At 53.8% G+C, this 18,435-nt stretch carries 14 protein-coding genes and 1 pseudogene; 7 read left to right on the top strand and 8 right to left on the bottom strand.

Going from position 1 to position 18,435, the window contains the following annotated elements; all coding sequences use genetic code 11:
* Positions 1–31: 31 nt before the first annotated feature.
* Positions 32–1,351, bottom strand: coding sequence for a PQQ-dependent sugar dehydrogenase (locus tag ACR9EC_RS06555; protein ID WP_435298445.1), 1,320 nt, complete (start codon positions 1,349–1,351; stop codon positions 32–34).
* 189 nt (positions 1,352–1,540) lie between these two features.
* Between ACR9EC_RS06555 and ACR9EC_RS06560 the strand changes: the two genes are divergently transcribed.
* Together ACR9EC_RS06560 and ACR9EC_RS06565 are read left to right on the top strand one after the other, a co-directional pair.
* Complete coding sequence (locus tag ACR9EC_RS06560; RefSeq protein ID WP_435298446.1) at positions 1,541–2,788, top strand: MFS transporter; 1,248 nt, start codon at positions 1,541–1,543, stop codon at positions 2,786–2,788.
* Positions 2,789–2,890: 102 nt separating this feature from the next.
* Entirely contained in the window at positions 2,891–3,478 is a 588-nt protein-coding gene (locus tag ACR9EC_RS06565; protein ID WP_435298447.1) for an isochorismatase family protein, read from the top strand.
* On the opposite strand, the gene rsmI is transcribed toward ACR9EC_RS06565, so the two are convergent.
* The gene (gene rsmI / locus ACR9EC_RS06570) at positions 3,475–4,326 is read right to left on the bottom strand and encodes a 16S rRNA (cytidine(1402)-2'-O)-methyltransferase (RefSeq protein ID WP_435298448.1); all 852 of its coding nucleotides are present in this window, start codon (positions 4,324–4,326) and stop codon (positions 3,475–3,477) included. The genes ACR9EC_RS06565 and rsmI overlap by 4 nt on opposite strands.
* 36 nt (positions 4,327–4,362) lie before the next feature.
* Here rsmI and ACR9EC_RS06575 point away from each other — a divergent pair, with 36 nt between their 5' ends.
* The gene (locus ACR9EC_RS06575) at positions 4,363–6,027 is read left to right on the top strand and encodes a dolichyl-phosphate-mannose--protein mannosyltransferase (protein ID WP_435298449.1); all 1,665 of its coding nucleotides are present in this window, start codon (positions 4,363–4,365) and stop codon (positions 6,025–6,027) included.
* 19 nt (positions 6,028–6,046) lie between these two features.
* Here the strand turns inward: ACR9EC_RS06575 and ACR9EC_RS06580 are convergent, their stop codons facing one another.
* From ACR9EC_RS06580 to ACR9EC_RS06595, 4 genes are all read right to left on the bottom strand, one after another.
* Positions 6,047–7,429 (bottom strand): aldehyde dehydrogenase family protein, encoded by a 1,383-nt coding sequence (locus ACR9EC_RS06580; RefSeq protein ID WP_435298450.1) that lies wholly within the window; start codon positions 7,427–7,429, stop codon positions 6,047–6,049.
* A gap of 70 nt (positions 7,430–7,499) precedes the next feature.
* On the bottom strand, positions 7,500–8,684 hold the full coding sequence (locus ACR9EC_RS06585; protein ID WP_435298451.1) for a hypothetical protein: 1,185 nt from the start codon (positions 8,682–8,684) through the stop codon (positions 7,500–7,502).
* Between the two features lie 126 nt (positions 8,685–8,810).
* Positions 8,811–9,452, bottom strand: coding sequence for a GNAT family N-acetyltransferase (locus ACR9EC_RS06590; RefSeq protein WP_435298452.1), 642 nt, complete (start codon positions 9,450–9,452; stop codon positions 8,811–8,813).
* Positions 9,453–9,499: 47 nt separating this feature from the next.
* The gene (locus ACR9EC_RS06595; protein ID WP_435298453.1) at positions 9,500–10,744 is read right to left on the bottom strand and encodes a molybdopterin molybdotransferase MoeA; all 1,245 of its coding nucleotides are present in this window, start codon (positions 10,742–10,744) and stop codon (positions 9,500–9,502) included.
* A gap of 129 nt (positions 10,745–10,873) precedes the next feature.
* Here ACR9EC_RS06595 and ACR9EC_RS06600 point away from each other — a divergent pair, with 129 nt between their 5' ends.
* The 4 genes and pseudogenes from ACR9EC_RS06600 (at position 10,874) to mscL (ending at position 13,106) form a co-directional block, all read left to right on the top strand.
* Positions 10,874–11,518, top strand: coding sequence for a 5-formyltetrahydrofolate cyclo-ligase (locus ACR9EC_RS06600; RefSeq protein ID WP_435298454.1), 645 nt, complete (start codon positions 10,874–10,876; stop codon positions 11,516–11,518).
* Positions 11,519–11,590: 72 nt separating this feature from the next.
* Positions 11,591–11,779 (top strand): annotated as a pseudogene (locus ACR9EC_RS06605) (FmdB family zinc ribbon protein); the annotation flags it as partial.
* Positions 11,780–11,931: 152 nt separating this feature from the next.
* Entirely contained in the window at positions 11,932–12,657 is a 726-nt protein-coding gene (locus ACR9EC_RS06610; RefSeq protein WP_435298455.1) for an SAF domain-containing protein, read from the top strand.
* A gap of 56 nt (positions 12,658–12,713) precedes the next feature.
* Complete coding sequence (gene mscL, locus ACR9EC_RS06615; protein ID WP_435300623.1) at positions 12,714–13,106, top strand: large conductance mechanosensitive channel protein MscL; 393 nt, start codon at positions 12,714–12,716, stop codon at positions 13,104–13,106.
* 87 nt (positions 13,107–13,193) lie between these two features.
* Here the strand turns inward: mscL and ACR9EC_RS06620 are convergent, their stop codons facing one another.
* Together ACR9EC_RS06620 and ACR9EC_RS06625 are read right to left on the bottom strand one after the other, a co-directional pair.
* A complete protein-coding gene (locus tag ACR9EC_RS06620; protein WP_435298456.1) occupies positions 13,194–13,415 on the bottom strand; it encodes a hypothetical protein in 222 nt (73 codons plus the stop codon).
* 1 nt (position 13,416) lies between these two features.
* The gene (locus ACR9EC_RS06625) at positions 13,417–18,090 is read right to left on the bottom strand and encodes a hypothetical protein (protein WP_435298457.1); all 4,674 of its coding nucleotides are present in this window, start codon (positions 18,088–18,090) and stop codon (positions 13,417–13,419) included.
* Positions 18,091–18,435: the final 345 nt, after the last annotated feature.

Below are 18,435 nucleotides of genomic sequence, written 5' to 3' on the forward strand. Positions count from 1 at the left end.
AAGGTCTGCACTCGTGAACTTTTTTCGCCTTTCAGAACGTGATCTCGAAGATGTGTATCCGATCGGCGTTTTTTTGTTTCTTGGCGAGGGCTTTTTCTTCTTGTGTGTCTTGGGGTTGTAGTTCGCTTGGGGTGGGGGCTGTGTGCGCGGTTCTGTTGCTTGTGTAGGCGGTGAGGGCTGCGAGTTTTCCTGTTGGTGTTGTGGCGAGTGAGCCTAGTCGCCCGTAGGTGCCGGTGAGTAGTGTTTGGTTTTCCCCGAGCCCGGTGTCGGTGATTTCGTAACGGTGGATGTTTTGGTTGGCGTAGGAGGCAATATAGATGCTGTTGTCGGTTGCAACGATTGAACTTGGGTCAAGACGGTTGCCGGATATTTCCCATTCGAGGATGGGGTCGGTGTAGTAGGCGTTTGCGCCGCCGGTTCCTTCGAGGTCTGGCCAGCCGTAGTTGGCGCCGGAGGTAATCAGGTTGAGTTCGTCGGCCATGGTGTTGCCTGGTTCAACGGCAAGCATGGTGTTGTTGTCTGTCCAGGTGAATGCTGTGACGTTTTGGTGGCCGGCGCTCCATATTGCGGATGCGGTGAGTGGGTTGGTGGTTGGGAGTGTTCCGTCGGCTCGGATGCGAAGGATTTTTCCTGCGTAGGAGTCGAGGTCGCCGGCTAGGTGTGGTTGGCCTGCGTCTCCGGTTGAGATGTAAAGGTATCCGTCGTTGTCGAAGCCGAGTGCGCCTCCGTTGTGACCTGCACCGGCTGGTAATCCTTCGATGATGGCGGTGGGGTTTTCGAGTGTGGTGCCGTTGAGTGTTAGGCGGAACACTGTTGAGCTTTTGCCGCTTGAGGCGAATACGTAGAGTGCTGAGTCTTGTTCGAACTGTGGTGAGGCGACGATGCCGTACAGTCCTGCTTCGTCTGTGCTTTCGGCGCCTAGTTCGCCGACGAAGTTGGTGAGTTCGGTGATGCCGGCACCGGTTAGTTGTGTGGTTTTGTCTGCTGTTACGTGCGCGATGGCTACAGTTTTTTTCTCTGTGACGAGGAACGTGTCGTCTGGCAGGGTTGCGATGCCCCACGGGTCGGTGAGTTGTGTGCCAACTGTCGCCGTTTTTTTGAGTTCTACGTGTGGGATGGGCGTAGTGGATTCTGGGGCGTCTTGTGAGCCGGCTGGTTCTTGAGTGGCTGTTTCGTCTGTGGTTGTGCTTTCACCAGGTTCTGGTGTCGTGGTGGCAGCGAAGGTTGTTGTGCCGAGCACGCTTGAGTGGCTGCTGGGGGTACTGTTCTGCCCTGTTGCAGAGCAGGCTGTGAGGGAAAGTGCGGCCAGCACAATCGTTGAGTGAAGCATGGGTTTGCGTAAGGTAGGCACATCTTCCAGCATAGTTCGCTCGTCTTCATGGTGGCGGCAAGCACCCTCATTCAATATTCCCCTACCTAACTTCGTTGATGTGCAATAGGGTCGAGACATGAAAAACAAAGTAGTGTTTTTTCTGTCCCGTGGCCCAGATTTCGTCGCGTATCAGACGGCACCACAGGCCGGAGTATCAAGTCTCTTAGCATGACAACACACATCATCGACAAGAGGGAACTGAACACTTATTCCGAAACGAAAAGTGTTCGATTTCTGGCTTTCTCGCAAGGTTTCCAAAGCCTTGGCGGATCGATATTTACGGTATCTTTGGCAGTGTTTGCTGGGGCGCAGCAAGACATTCTTGGGCTTGGGCTCGTTCTAGCAGCGCGCACACTTCCTACGGTTTTCATCGCATTGGTTGGCGGGGTCGTTGCGGATGCTGTGAATCGTAAAACTGTTGCGGTAGCAACTTTATTTATTGTTGGGGCTTTAAATTTCCTACTATTTTGGGTGGTAGGAAGTCATGGTTTAGGGGTTGCTGCGCAGCTGATCTCTGTTATTGCGGGGCTGGCGACAGCGTTCGGCACTCCCGCACTCTATGCGTTGTTGCCAAGTATCGTTTCAAAGGAACGAAATTTTCAGGCAAACGCATTTGTCCGGACTTTCCGTAATGCAGGGGCACTGCTGGGGCCCATAGCTGTAGTTTTCATTGCTGCACGTTGGGGAGCATTATGTGGGTTAGGGGTAAGCGCTGGTTGTCTATTGATAGCCGGCTTGTTCCTACTTCCTCTTCGCGTGCCTGCGGCTCCGGTAACAAAGCGCACATCAACAGTAAGCAACCTAAAAGATGCGGTGCGATTGGGGCGAAGACACCGTTGGCTTCCTTTCATGATTGCGTTTTGGGCGGTTTTCTTAGCTGTTCAGGCTGGCGCGTTTGGTGTCACTCAACCTGTTTTCGCCACCCAAGAGTTTGGCCCACAAGCATGGGCTGCTATGTCTGTAGCTCTTTCAGGCGGCTACATTTTGACGAGTTTTGTCGCAACAAAACTTTCTCTCAATAAAAACCTCATGCTCATTAGTGTCGTCTTCGCTGCTTTAAGTGCGATCCCGAACCTTGTGATGGCTGTATCTCCGCATGTTGCGCTCCTTTGCGTGGGTGCTTTTGTCTCGGGCGTGGGATTGGAAATTTCTGGGATCGCGTGGGGATCCACTTTGCAGACACGAGTGGAGCGAGAACACATAGGAAAGGTGTCCTCATTGGACTACGCTGTGAGTTTTGGTTTCGTTCCCGTGGGGTATGCGTTGTACGGGGTGCTAGGACAAGCAGTTGATGCTCATACTCTTTTGCTTGGCACAGCTGTCATTTTGTTCACGTTGACTCTCATTGCTCTTGTCGTAATCATCAGTAATAGATACGACACCCTACCTACGCCCTCATCCGAAACTACTGCTTAGAATTTCGATGACCGAGTGGTATTTTTCCTGAACCTCCCGGTCAGCGTTTGGTGCGCGGTCAACGCCAGCCTTTTTTATCGCAAAAACAGGTAGATTGGGTTTATGTCAGAATCTTCACTGCGTAAAGCACTCATCGTCGTTGATGTTCAGCCTACTTTTTGCGAGGGTGGCGCTTTAGGTGTTGCTGGCGGCAACACTGTTGCTGCTCGCATCGCCCAGTACGCCCACGATTTTCGGGAACAATATGCACTCGTTGTGACGACGCAAGACTGGCATATAGATCCCGGCACCCACTTTTCTGACGAACCAGATTTCATCGATACGTGGCCGCCACACGGCGTTGCTGGAACACCCGAAGCAGAATTACATCCTGCGCTAGCGCAGTTAAACCCAGATGTGAGCGTAAAGAAAGGCCAATACGCTGCGGCATACTCCGGTTTTGAAGGGGTTACCCCATCTGGTGCCACGTTAGCGCAAGTACTTGCAGACGCCGACATCACCGATATCGATGTCGTTGGCATTGCCGAATCACATTGTGTGAAAGCAACAGCACTCGACGCTCAAGCCCTAGGCTTAGAAGTCAACGTGTTCAAGGACCTGACCGTTCCAGTAACACCCGAACAAGGCGCAGCTGCCCGAGAAGAACTACGAGCAGCAGGAGTCAACCTTGTAAAAAGTAGCGACCTTTAACGTTGCTCTACACCTGATTTAGCGGCGAGGGCTGCCGCATACAATTCTCGTTTTGAGTATTGTGCGCTTTGTGCCACCTCGGCGACAACAGTCTTAAGGCGTTCACCTTGCTGCACCCGTTCTAACACCTCTGCGACTAGGGTATCGACAGAGATTTCTGCGCTGCCGGTGTCTCCTGCAACGACTATCGCTATTTCGCCCCGTAACTGTTCCGTGGCTGCATGGCTGCTGAGCTCTTCAAGCGTTCCGCGTAAAACCTGCTCATACGTTTTGGTGAGTTCACGACACACTGCTGCTCGTCGATGTGCACCCAGTTCATGGGCCATCGCTTCAAGCGTGGCTGCTATCCGGTGCGTCGATTCAAAAAACACCATCGTGCGTCGTTCTGTTCGCAAAGCAGCGAGGGCCCGTTGCAGTTCACCAGGTTTGCGTGGTGGGAACCCTTCAAAAGTGAACCGATCCGTTGGCAACCCTGAAAGCGCAAGAGCAGTAAGCACAGCGCTCGGGCCAGGAGCTGCAGTAACTGTTAGGTTGCGCTCGATAGCGCGACTAACAACTCGGTAACCCGGATCAGAGACAGAAGGCATACCTGCGTCGGTGACGACAAGAACATCCTGTCCGCTCTCAACAGCATCCAAAAGTTCGTCGGCTTTATCGTTTTCGTTGTGTTCGTGGAAACTGACGACTTTTCCGTTCACCACAATGTTTAATCGTTGCGCTAACGCGTAGAGGCGCCGGGTGTCTTCTGCCGCAATAATTGGGGCATGTTCGAGGAGGTCTCGGAGCCGCAGTGATGCGTCATCAGAGTTACCAATAGGTGTACCTGCAAGAATTAGTCGTCCACTCATACACATAACCTTGCCATGTCGCCTAGGATTGCAGGCGTGAGCGATTCAAGTTTTCCAGATAACTCCGTCACAATTCCCGCTGTTCCTAGTGAAAAAGACGCACATGAGCCTTCCACATACGACCGTCTTCTCGGGTCGTTGTTTTCGGCTCGTCAACTTGCGGTAGATGCTACGCGTCGCGCTCGCATGTGGGGGTGGCTTGCTCCGAGCCTTGTCGCGCTGTTTGCGGGGGTGCTGCGTTTTATTCGATTGGGCCAGCCTCCTACTTTGGTGTTTGACGAAACCTATTATGTGAAGGGCGCATATACGCTGCTTCGTAATGGGTATGAAAATGATTGGCCCGATGATCCTAATGAGGCGTGGAACTCTGGGGTTTTAGACGGCTATCTACCGAACGCTGACTATGTGGTGCATCCACCGCTCGGTAAGTGGATGATCGCGTTTGGTATGTGGATTGGCGATCCAAGCAATGCGTTCTTCTGGCGTTTTTCGACGGCTCTTGTTTCTGTTATTGCAGTGTTTTTAATTGTGCGGGTTGTCCGTTCAATGACTGGCTCTACCCTTGCTGGAGTTGCTGCCGGTGGGCTGTTCGCCATTGATGGTGTTGCCATCGTGCATGCTCGGACAGGACTTCTTGATTCATTCTTAATGTTTTTCGTTGTTGTTGCGTTTGTGCTTCTTGTTAAGGACCGCACATGGCGTCGGAAACGTTTGGCTCGTCGTGTTGCCGCGCGGATAGATCATGGCTTACCGGTCAGTGATTGGGGGCCACGTTTAGGGTGGAGCTGGTGGCGTTTTTCGGCTGCACTTACTTTGGGCTTAGCGTGCGGTGTGAAATGGTCTGGCCTGTATTTTCTTGCCGTTTTTTGCGTGATGGCTGTGTTGTGGGATGCAGGGGCTCGTAAGGCCGTAGGTGTCAAGCATTGGATGCTTGGGGCTTTTTGGCGAGATGCTGTTCCCTCTGCACTCATTATGCTTCCAACAGCGTTCATGGGGTATCTGCTGGCGTGGACGTCATGGTTCGTTAATGACAACTCGTATGGCAGACACTGGCATGTTGATCATCCTGGCTCGTATTGGGAGTGGATTCCGACATGGATGACAAACATTTCAGAAGTGCTGCGTTCCTTGTGGAACTATCACTCGTCCATGATGAACTTCCACACGGGATTGAGCGCAGAACACACGTATATGGCTAATCCGTGGGGTTGGCTTATTCAGTTGCGTCCTACTTCTTTTTATTGGGAAAAGTCGGTTTCTGGTGAGAACGGTTGCTCCTTTGACGAATGCGCGGTGGCTGTCACGTCATTGGGCAACCCATTGTTATGGTGGTTGGCTACCGCAGCTTTCGCATATTTGCTCTTTAGGTTAGTCACTCGTGCCGATTGGATTGCGGGCGGTATCGTCGCTGGCGTTGTTGCTGGTTGGGTGCCGTGGCTTTTCTTCCCAGACCGCACCATTTTTACGTTCTACACGATTGCTTTTGCACCGTTCATGTATATGGCTTTGGCCTATGTGGGTTATCTGCTGTGGTTGCGTGCAGAACAACACCCTGAACACAAAAGCACGGTGAAGATTTTGCTGATCGGCTTTACGATCCTGATTCTCATTGTGTCGCTGTTCTTCTACCCCATTTGGACTGCCATGCAGGTGCCATACGATTTTTGGCGTTTGCACATGTGGCTACCATCGTGGGTATAGGCACTAACCTTCGGCTGTTTCACCCGAGAAGTTTGCGCACAATGCCAAGCTTTTTAGGGTGAAACGGCGGGTAAACAAGGGCGAGTGTATCTGGAGAAAGAGGTTTCGATACGACCGCTTTTTCGTGGCTAAACACTTCAATCGAACGTTTCCCGTGGTACGCACCCACACCACTTTCCCCTACCCCACCAAAGGGAAGATCTGGGATGGCAAGGTGTGCAATAGGCAAGCCAAATGTCACGGCACCTGAACTTGTGTCTTGCAAAAACTTTTTTCGCACATGTTTTTGTTCAGAAAACACATACAGCGATAACGGTTTTTCTTTGCTCGTAATGATGCTTATCGCTTCGTCCTCGTCCGCTACCGGCAGTACAGGAAGCAGCGGGCCAAAGATCTCTTCGCTCATGAGCGGAGCCGTATGGGGCACATCAACTAAAACTGTAGGGCCAACATACTTGTGAGTTTTGTTGTGTTCTCCACCCACAACAATCCGACCATTTTCGGGCCCCATCAAGCCAACTATCCGATCAAAGTGGGCGTCGTTGATAAGCCGACCATAATGTGTATTGTGCTCAATATCGTGACCATATAAATCTTGCACAGCAGCAATAAGCTGCTCTACCAGTTCAGCTTCAACATCTTGAGAAACCAACACATAGTCAGGTGCAACACATGTTTGACCAGCATTAATAAATTTTCCCCACACAATACGTTGCGCAGTGACTTTCACATCGACTGAACCATCAACATACACAGGCGATTTTCCGCCTAACTCCAATGTGACAGGTGTGAGATTACGGGCTGCAGCAGCCATAACAATTCTGGCTACACGCGCATTTCCGGTATAGAAAATATGGTCAAACTTTTGTTCAAGCAACGCAGTAGTTTCAGGCACGCCACCTTCAACAACTTTCACCGCCCGCTCATCTAAATATGCGGGAATCAGTGAAGCCAAAAGCCGCGATGTCTCAGGAGCAAGCTCACTAGGTTTAATAACTGCGGCATTACCAGCCGCCAAAGCCCCAACGAGTGGCGCCAACACAAGCTGAAGCGGGTAATTCCACGGCGCGATAATCAAGACAACGCCCAGCGGCTCTAAAACCGTGTACGCAGTTGCTGGCGCGACCGCAAGTGATGGTTTAACGTAGGACGGCGCTAACCATCTTTTGAGGTGTTTGATGGTGTGTTTAATTTCTGCACGCACCAATGACGTTTCAGTCAGAAATGTTTCAGTGGGATGCTTCCCTAGGTCTTCTTTTAATGCGTGCGCAATCAGGTTTTCGTTTTCACGCAGCAGCGCGTCAAGGGCCCGTAACTGTTCTAAACGCCAAGTACGCGGCTTAGTTATACCTTCATCGAATGCTTCGCGTGCGCGAGTAACGTGTTGTTTCACTAAGTCCATGATCTGCCTCTTACTAAGCGTCAACTAGGCAATGTGTGGCACCAGCCTACCTAGCCCAGCCCGACATAACCTAGACTGCTCGTCGGCGAGCCAAAACAGAGTTGAGATTTACACCAAGGCTGTCCACAGTTTCACCAGCAGCTTCTGACTGTTCGCGATCTTCTATCGCACGGTTACGCGCCTGCGAATCATGCGCGATTTGTTCCATTCGCTGCTGGGTGATCTGACGAAGTTCAGCGCTGATTGGTGGTGGCTCCCAGCGTGGAGCTGCCGCCTTTGCCGCATATACCGGAGGCGGAACTGAAACAGCAGACCACGTGGTATCTGAAGCGGAAGGTTGGACTTGCGCTTGCTGCACCGACGTGCGAACAGGTGGAGTAACAGGTGCCGCTTGTTGAGTCTGACGCACTACCGGAATTGGTGCGCTGTGCGCGCTTGTGACACTACGCGCTGAGCCCGATGCAGCTACGTGAGCCGTACTGCCAGAAGCAGGTTGTGACATATGTGGTCGCTGAGAAGAAGGACGCGATTGCGCCACATCGTGTGCAACAGGGCGGCCAGTAACGTGCTTTTTTGCGAACATAGACGCTTCAACTCTGCTCATGACAGTTGTTGATACGTCTTCACGCACACGCTCAATTTGTCCAGTGCGCACCGCAGGAACGGGGCGACCTGCTAAACGCCGTTCTGTTGGAGACATCTCCCGGGCAGGATAAGCGCGCTGGCGTTCGCGTTCTTCATGCGCCGCATCTGCTCGTTGGTTCGCTACAACTGCACGGCGCCCCAGCACCAGCACAGTAGCTGTACATCCAGCAGGAAGAGCAATAAACAGCGGGTTTACAAGTTTCATCACGGCAAGCGTCACCACAACCGCCGTCACGCATAGGAGAACAAACGTTAATATCGCACGGCGTCGGGCTGCTGCCGCTCGGCGCTCATACACGGCACGTCGCGCTGGTGAGGCCTGGCTCGTCATCGTTCCTCCTTGCAGATCTTGCCGTTGCGGGCGTGTGTCCATGCCCAGCGGCGGAGTCAAAATCGCTGACGAGCTGGTCGGCTCAGATCGCGACGCTACCCCATCTTCTTTGCTGCTTTGCGTGCATACTGCGAGTACTCGTAGTTCACCAGAGAACCGATCCTCAGCCCGCGAATCCTTCATGTTTTGTCGCCGCCGCAATGCCGACGGGACAAAATAGGCAAGCCACAACCCCACGATCGCTAAGATACCAAGGGTCACTGGTGAGTCCACAGTCATGACGTTATGCCAGTGCAGCAAGCCCTAACGGGATCTCATTCGGTGTGTCGTCGAACCAAATGACACTAGTGTAAACATACCGTGAAAAGCAACTACCCATGTGCTCCCCACGGAGAAAACACCAAACTAGGAATTATCGGCGTAATTGCGGTAACGCTGCACCATCGAACCATCAAAATCATCGCGTGTAAGTGCGAAAGTTCTGTGGTCAGACCATTCACCATTAATGTGCAAATATTTTTCGCGAACGCCTTCATCGCGTAACTGCAGTTTTTCGGCAACACGCAAACTCGGCGCGTTATGTGGACGAATGTTTATTTCAATACGATGCAACCGCAAAACATCAAAGCAGTAATCCATAAGAAGAGCCACAGCAGTTGGGGCAACGCCCCGCCCTGCAGCGGCTTGAGCCACCCAGTAACCTATGCTGGCGCCGCGCAACGAGCCATACACAATATTGGCAACCGATATTTGACCGATAAATTCGCTGTCCAAAAACATGCCAAACATCAGGTTGTCGCCAGTGCGTCCGGCACGATTCAGTGCAGAAACATATTGCGGAAAAGTTTGACGACGAATCCGCTGTTCCCCACTCACCTGCGGCACAGTTGCTTCCCACGGCGCTAACCATTCACGGTTTATTCGTCGTACAGCATGCCACTGTTGTTGATCGCTACGTTTTAACGGTCGTATCAGCAACGAACCATAAGGGGGTTCATTCCATGCGTCTTCACGCAACATAACCGGCCATCGAGTCGAACGAAACACCGCTTGTCACCTTTCAACCTCGATACCGTTGTGTATGTGTTCACACGTTAGTCATCAAGGATAAGACAGTGCAAGGGGCTACCAATTGTGACTTCTCGCGTGTCTTCTGGAACGACCGCTAACGCGTTCGCTTGGGACAATGCACCCATCGTGAGAGTTTCTGCACGGGCAGGGTCACCTACGGGAAAGAACTGATACCCCTCGTCTGGGCTGCCTGTTACAACTACTGGCAAAAATTGCCTGATCCCGGGCGGGCTCACCCACCGTGTTGTAGAAATAGCGGCGATAGACGGTCGATACACATCGGTGTATCCGGCCATTGCCCGTAAAGCTGGCCGTACAAAAACCTCGAAACCTATTTGCGCTGCGGCGGGATGCCCGGGCAGGGCGTACATGGGTACGCGACGTTCTTCGTCACGAACAAAGGTTTCTACAGCCAACTCGCCACACCCTTGGTTCATGCCTGGGTGCATTGCAACATGGTCAAAGCGCACTTTACCTAATGGGCTGAGTACGTCTTTGAGTGTGTCATTTTCTCCTTCGGAGAGGCCGCCGGTAGTTATTAACAGGTCTGCGCGCACAAGTTGATCTTCCAGTGCTTCACGTAACTGCGAGTTTGCGTCAGATACTGGGGCTACCTGAATGGCGACCCCTCCAACGTCCCTCACGGCCGTGCGCAAAGAGGGTCCATTCGCGTCAAAAACTCCCGGCTGGTTTGACCCTGGCTGAATGAGTTCGTCGCCGATCGGCACAATAACTACGCGTGGGGCAGGGTGCACTCGAATGCGTTGATAACCCAGACTTGCAGCGAACGCTATTTGGCGTGCACCAAGACGTGTCCCCGCCCGTAAAGCAGTTTCACCTGCTGCAACGTCGGAACCGCGTGACCACACATGCTGACCGGGTTCGGGCCGCTGGTACACGTGAACTGTGGCATCTCCACGGTTTGTGTCGTGCAGAGGAACAACCGTATCTGCACCTACGGGCAATGGAACACCAGCGGATACCCGTATCGCTTGAAACTCGACAATGCGAAAAGGTTCAGCAGTCGCATCATTCACAACATGAGCGACAGGTAATGTTGCTGGATTGCTTGGGCTTGCGCCACGCACATCATCGCTACGCACCGCATAACCGTCACATGCTGCCAGCGGACGAGAAGGGACATCTTCAGACACGACGATGTCGGCAGCAAGAATGCATCCAGCAGCATCAGTTAACACGACATCAATGGGGGAAACCTGATGAACCATGGCGAGTACGTGGGCAAGTTGTTCTTGTACAGTTCTCATGCCGACCTTAAGGTGTTGCGTGCGGGGATAAATATTAGGCTAAACCACACGACATAAATTTCGGCGGATCTTTAACTTTACGGCAACGTTATGACCCCATCATGGCGTTTTCTTTGAGATACTTTGACTATGAGCGGCACGAAACAGCCCTATCCCAACGCTGAAACCACAGACATTGAAGAAGCAAAGTCGGCATTACGGCAAGCCTTACGTGAAACAAGGAATGCCCGTTCTGAAAGGCTACGCAAAGAAGCAAGCCAAGACATCGCCTCTACCGTCTTATCCATACCTGAAGTAAAAAATGCGCAACGAATAGCTCTCTATGCATCGCGCGCTGGCGAACCGTCAACACTCCCCCTGCTCAATTATCTACAAGCAATGGGAAAAACCATTTTGCTTCCCGTACTTGGTGCTGGATTGCAGCGTGACTGGGCAACCTATGCTGGCGAAGACGATCTACTGCAACGCGCACCAGGCAGACCACCAGAGCCTTCAACGGATGCTTTAGGCCCTGACGCGCTCTCCACAGTCGATGTCATCTTGGCTCCAGCACTTGCCGTTGACAGTTCTGGCACTCGTCTCGGACAAGGCGGTGGCTGGTACGACCGTGCCCTTGCCTACGCGCAAGATGGCGTCAAAATCATCGCTCTTGTCTACCCCGAAGAAATCTATGATGCGGCCACCCGCCCACTCCCACGCGAACAACATGACCTTCCTGTACATGCAGTGGCAACCACCACAACATGGATGAACCTACCCGCCGAGGCACTATAATCGGCACTCAGAGGGGTTGAGTAGGCGATACTCACCATTCACCTGTGAACTGCCAAATTAAAAGGAGAAATCGTGCCCACATACGCTTACCGTTGCACGGTCTGTGGCCACAACTTTGATGTACAGCAATCCTTCTCCGATGCTGCCCTCACGCAATGCCCACAGTGCCAAGGCCTACTTCGTAAGGTTTTTTCCACGCCGGGTATCACGTTTAAGGGTTCAGGTTTTTACCGCACGGATTCGTCTGCATCATCTTCGTCAAAAAACTAAATCACCACATGAGTGGGGGTAAACCGTTTGGTTTGCCCCCACTCATGTTTTCCCCAGAAAAAACCAGCTCACTATATGCACGGGTATGCGCTCAGTGTTTTCCCTCTGCATATTTTCAGCTGCATGGACAGGCATGCTAAAGCATGCACATTGCCCAGCGTCCACACCGTCGCACCACTAACTATTCCCGGCTGAACACCGGAATCTCATTACGCACTCGAATACAGTTTTCGCTGTGGAGGTACCGGTTTTTGTGGCTGGCAATAACCTGCATTTTGGTCAGTTCCCAAGCCTTACAGGCTTTAAACAGCGCAGTAACAGGAACTGATCTCACTATGCTTGTTGCAGCCCGGGATTTACCGAGCGGAACCGTGGCGAGCGCAACAGATTTTGTGGCAATCAGCCTCCCGCATAACGCCAACATTGAAGATTCGCTGACGGGTTTAACAAGTCAAGATTTTGATAACCTCACGGCGCTTATCGACATCCCCCAAGGAACTCCGGTCACCCCTAACGCTTTTCATGCTTCGCTTACTGACGATCCACTCATCGCTGGGAAAACGCTAACCTCAGTCACTATTTCTAATATGGGGATTCTTGCGCACGTGTCGCGCGGGACCACACTTGATCTGTACGCATCGCATGACACCAAGGGAACGCGAGTAGCGCACAAAGCAACAGTCATACGGGTGGAAAAGCCTCAAAACCATGACGACGATCAGGTGAAAGGATGGACACAACAACCACCAGATCCCCAAAATTACGACGATTCCAGTACGGTACTTATTGCAGTTACGCCAGACGAAGCCCAAGAACTTGCCGCATATCGTGATTGGGACGGGGCTTTGATGGCAGCAATCGTTACCTAACGTGCCGCCTTTAAGCGGCATCGCCACGACCAAGGAGTACAACTCACGTGAAAGACATGTTAAACGGCTTCAAAAACTTTGTCCTTCGAGGAAATGTTATTGACCTAGCGATCGCTGTCGTGATTGGTGCTGCTTTCAGCAAAATTGTTACGAGCCTGGTCGAGAACTTTATGAGCCCCCTCATTGCAGTGTTTTTCGGCGAACCAGATTTTTCGCAAGCTCTTATTCTTAAACTCAACGGAGCCGAATTTAAATTCGGTGCCATCCTAACCGACGTAATTGGCTTCTTAGCGATCGGTGCTGCCCTCTACTTCTGCATCGTCTTGCCATTGAACAAGTTGCACGAGCTGCGGAAAAAGGGCGATGCACCAGAGCCTGAAGCTACCCCAGAAGACATCGCATTGCTTCAAGAAATCCGCGATCTGTTGAAAGAACAGCGCAGCGCATAATACGCACACGCCTGACATAGCCATCTGGCATAAACAGAGTGGGTGGTCCAGTTGTTTTCAACTGGACCACCCACACGCGTATGTACGTCACCGACCCCAATGGGGTGGCACATCACGCAACAGCCGTTCATCATTGCCGTTGTCGGTAGATGTGTTCGACTGTGCATCATCTTTTTCGTCGGTGCTGACCCCAAAGATCGCTTCGCGTTCCGTACCTTGACGCACTACACGACGATGTGTGCGTTTCTTCCCTTGTGGGGCTGCCGGCGGCTGTTCTGGTCGCTGCGGTTCTGGTGTTTCTGTAGGCATCTTAGGAATACACGCGCCTAATCGCGTAAGAAATAGCCGAATCGACGCGGTGACTGCGTCGACGGATTCCTAGTTCGTCACGCATTATTGCTGCGATTTCTTCTTCGTCGCGGGTGATGCCGTCGGAGATTATCCACAGGGCTAGTTCATCAAGTTGATCATCGCCGTAAGCGCTCATGGGTAAACCGAATGGAACATCTGGTCGTTCTCCACGGCGTGCTTGCAGGCTGCTGTCTTCAGGTTCGACAGACTGCTGCGTTGCAGCAGATACGGCATCTGACAATAGAGTGTCTGATGCTGTCCGCTCTGCTTCAAGCACGCTAAAGGTTGCGTCAGATGGGATCACTGGCAGCGCCCCCGTTGCGCGAATGTCTCGAGCCCTACGATGTGCTTCTACCCTAAACACGGCTTCGCGAACTTTATTAGCTTGCGCTTCTGGGTCTAAGAACAACGCTACCGACCATAGTGTCACAACAGACCAGCCAAGGGCTTCTAAGCGTTCCGCGCGATGTCGATCACGGGCGCGCAATGAGGGCTGCTCAACGTAGGCGAGGTCGTCGGTAAGAACCGCAACAAAGTATTCACCGGGGAAATCGGGGTGCCCGGCAACCAGTGGAATGCGTTCAGAGCCGTCAAAACCGTAGTTTGTTTCCACACTCAACCCGAATTTCCATAGCCTGTCAGCTAAGTCAATGAGGAGTCGGTCTGGTTCGGTTGATGACGCGACGCTAAGGTCTGTGTTTCCGTCATCTACGGTTTCGTCTGTTGCGGCGATATCGGTGCGCTCGGCTTCAGCTGCACCGTCCGGTGTCTCTTCCGTAACGTCTTGTGGCGTATCGGTGTCGTTATGAGCCTGCTCGGTTTCGTCGCTGCTATCGACTGGTTCCATGGCTGCTGTGTCTTGTGCAGCGTCAGGCGCAGCGGTTGCAGATTCAACGGCAACGGACTCGTTTTCGCGTGTTTCCACGTGTGCCACGGCTGAAGTTGTGTGCGCTGGGTCTACCGTACGTATGCCCGAAGTCAGCATCGACACAAGTGAACGTGCAGCGTCAGACGGTTCTCTATGTTCAGGCGCAGGGATTGGATCGCCTTCGCCTCCTGCAGCGAAGTCGAGCATTGCGCCGAGCATACGAGCTCCTGGGGAACGCAGTCGTTGCACGTCGAGGTCGTCGGCGTTAAAGCACGCAACAACGGTGAGACGACGACGAGTCACGCCAAGTGCGTTCAACAGTAGTGCGCCACCGTGTGGTTCAGATATTTCGCCAAACCGGTGAAGGGTGCGCCCGTGTGGGGTGCGCCCAAAACCGAGGGAGAAGATAACTGCGTCGCGGTTGAGTCCGGCGACTCCACGTACGTCTGAAATGACGACAGGTTCAATGCGTCGCGGGTCGAAGAACGCTACTAGTGCGTGGTTTTCGCGGACTTGCGCGACGATTGCTTCGCGGATTCGGTCGCTGTGCAGTTGTGATCCGGCGATGATCGCGAGGGATTCTTCTGGGTGGTCGAGTGCGTGGCTGATGGCGAGGTCAACCACTTTGTCGATTTCTGCGTCGGTTGAGAGAACAGCGCCTGTTTCGGGGTCGGGCATTCCTGTTCCGTACACCTGTTCAAGCCGCACAAAACTGGTTGCTGCTGGTAGAGGTATGGGTGCAAGGACGTCAGAGTACCCGTGCTTCATGAGGAATCGGGTGAGTCCTGAATCTCTGCGCAGTGCGTCGCCTGATAGTGATACTCGTGGCAGGATGTCTGCGAGTTGGGAGATCGCCCCACCGGCAGCGCAGCGTGGGTCACCGATGACAACGACTTGGCGGCCTCGAGCTATCGCAGACAGCAGTGATTCTACGGGCAGGTGTTGCACTGCGTCGAGGACGACGAGGTCTACTGTTCTGCGTGCTGGCAGCAGGTGCGGAACCATGGTTGGGGTGGCGACCGTGCATGGGCGTAGTTTGCGCATGACATCGCCGTATTCTTCATATGCTGAACGCACGGATGTGAGGCGCTCTTCTATGAGCATCCCAAAGAGGCCTTCGCCTTGGTCTCGATAGTTGCGCAACACTGATTGGGTTTGGTTGATTGCGGCGACTTTGATGGGCAGGGAGAGCGAGTCAACGTGTGAACGGTCGAGTTGCCGGAAGCGTTGGGCGTAGGTTTCGAAGCTGTTGCCGTCTATTCCTGCGAGGTATGGGTCTGCGGCGAGCAGGTGTTCGAATACGGAGGCCCACCATGCTAGGTCGAGTTCTGCGTCCATAAGCATGGGGTCGATGCGACGCTGCGTGAAATCTTTGAGGAGTTCTGCGAGGCCTAGCCTTGTTAGTCCGCGGGTGAGGCGGGTACGTTCTGGCAGGGTGACGAGTGCGGCGCTGTCGTCACGGAGTCGTTTGAGTCGGTCTTCTAGTGCGTCGAGTGGTGCGTCTTCGAGGTCGCCGCCGATTGGGGTTGTAGCGAGAACTGGTGCGAGTTCGCGTACGTCGTTGAGTACGTCGTAGTAGTTGCTTTCGATGTGTGCAAAGTTTTCGGGGAGTCGCGGCCAGCCGCCTGCTGGGCAGTGGTGGGCCCACACTTCGCGTTGTTTTTGTATTTTTACGAGGGATTCGTGTAGGTCGGTGACTCGAACGCCGGGGCGCACCATGTCTTTTGCGCGTTTGACGAGGCGGCGGCGTTGCACTCCGCTCATTTCGATGGCTCGTTCTGCACGCCATTGTCTGGTTGCTGTGGCTGCGACGAGATCGTCTGCTGCGCGTTCAAAGACGAGTGGCTGGAATTGGTCGAGGATTTCACGCATTCCAGCGAGCATTTCGAGTTGTTCGCCCCATTGTTTGAGCGTGGGTGGGGTGGCTAGTCCGGTTTCTTCGCTTACGCGTGCGACGTTGGCGCGCAGGGTTGCGAATGTGGTGTCTAGGAGACGGTTGACGTGTGCGAGTGCGGTGTGTGCGGCTTCGTCGGATTCGATGTTGGCGCCGAACCAGGGGGTTGCGGCTGGGCGGATTGTGAATCCTTCAAGTTCTGCGATTCGGGTGAGGTCTTCGCTGATGTGGTCGCGCTGGCCTGATGCGATGCGTAGGAGTGTGTCGGAGTCGAATCGTACTGAGGTTGAGGGTGCGGGTCGTTCTGAGGTGAGGCGGGCCAGCGCTTGGAGTGCGTCGTATGCGGATACTCCCCAGGGGTCGCGTTTTACGTGCATGCCGTCGACCATTTTTCCGAGGTGGTCTCGGGTTTCTTTGAGGGCGAGGCGGTTGTCTGCGATTGCTCGGGTGTCGAGCGGGTTTGTTTCGAGGGTCATCGCTGATAGGAGTCGCCGTGAAACGATGGTGCGCCAGTTTGGGCTTGGGATGACGTCGAGGAGGAGTTCGTCGAGTCCCATACTGCGTAGGCGTGAGGTGAGGTCGAGGGCTGCTCTGCGGTGGCCTGGAACGTAGAGGATGTTTCGTCCGATTGCGGCGGCTTCTGCGACGATTGCGGCGGCTACGCCGGTTGAGTCTGCCCCAATGGGTGCGTCTACGAAGATGTGTGATCCGGTGGCGAGCGCGTCTAGGGCTGCACGTCCGGTGATGTCGAGGTCCCCTACCCCTCGTTCGAGGTTTGGGTCGTAGTCTGCGACTTGTGGTTCTGGGAGTTCGACGTTGAGGAGTTCGCGCGCTTTTTCGTCTCCTGCGAGTGCCGCAATTATTTCGTGTCGTTCCAGTCCGACGTGGAAGTCGTCGAGGTCGTCGACGAGTGCTTGGCCTGGGTGCACGAATGTGCCGACGAGGAGTTTGTCGACCATTTCGAAGTCGGGTAGTACTGCTTCGCCGAGGGAGTTGATGCGGTCGAGTGCGGTGGATGGGTCGAATCCTGCGCCGGTGAATGCGCCGCGGGCTAGTGCGATGGGGTCGAGCAGTGCTCCGCGTGAGCGTAATGCGCGGGCGAGGACGGGGTTGACTTCTGCGCTGGGTTCTAGGCTGAGCTCGAAGTCTGTGTCTTGGCCGCGTGAGGAGATGGAGATGGGGCGCAGTAGGACTGGGGCTTTTACTGTTCGGCTGCGCTGTTGGGGAATTTGGGGTGCGAGGTCTTGCAGGTGCAGGGCAGTGTTGCCGGTGACGCGCGCGAGTGCGGTGACGTCGTTGATGACTTCTTCAGTGTCGGTTTCTGTCCATGTTGCGATGCCGATGGCGAGGTAGGTGGGTGCTATTCCGTAGCGTTCGGCTTGGTCTTGGGAACGTTGCGCGACTGCTCGGGTTTTCCTGCGGGCAACGGGGAGTGATGCGGCTTCACGGAAGATGTTGGTGAGGCGGGTTGGTCGGCCAGCGAAAAGTTGGGCGATTCCTGAGGGGTGGGCGGCGGTGAGGTCGAGTACGGCATCGCCGAGTAGGGAGACGTCTGCGAGGGATGAGTCGCCTGCTAGTTTGACGAGGGCGCGACGCCATTCGATGACAGAATCTGAGACGAGTTCTGCTGTGGTTTGTGTGCGCACGGGGGTTGGTGCAGGCGCTGGTGTGCTTGCGGTGGGCGCGCTGGTAGTGTCCAGTGCATTGCCCCCGTGCACGTGGTGTTCGGTGGCTCCTGCGCTGGAGCCGTTGCTCTGCGGAGTGCTCGCCATGTCGCGCAACCCTTTCGTCGTACTATGCAACCCATCCTTACCGTCAATGTGGAGTTCTCCCCCTTGCTGACGGTGACGTACAGGAAAATCCAATTTCACGTTATATGGGTTACCACGACGATTCAGACTGGCGCGCCGTAATTTTCGCAATTCTCCACAGTCTACTGTGGCAGTGTGCGCACTTTGTGACGAGAGGGCTTTTCTTATACGCGCCTCACGTCATGCACGCTACAGCCCTGTGAAAAGCAAAAAGGCGACCTAAGTCGCCTGTTGAAGGTACAGTGCGAGCCACGCAGGGGGCAGGCGGCTCGCACTGACACTCAAAATACTGCCCGACCGGTAAGTATCAGTCAACCATTTACGTTTTTCGGACAAAACCTTCGCGGGTAAACCATCTGCTGACCTGCGGTTATACAAAAAACCGAAAACTTAACGTGACAAACA

The sequence above is a fragment of the Timonella sp. A28 genome, assembly GCF_051200815.1.
Classification (GTDB): Bacteria; Actinomycetota; Actinomycetes; order Actinomycetales; family Cellulomonadaceae; genus Timonella.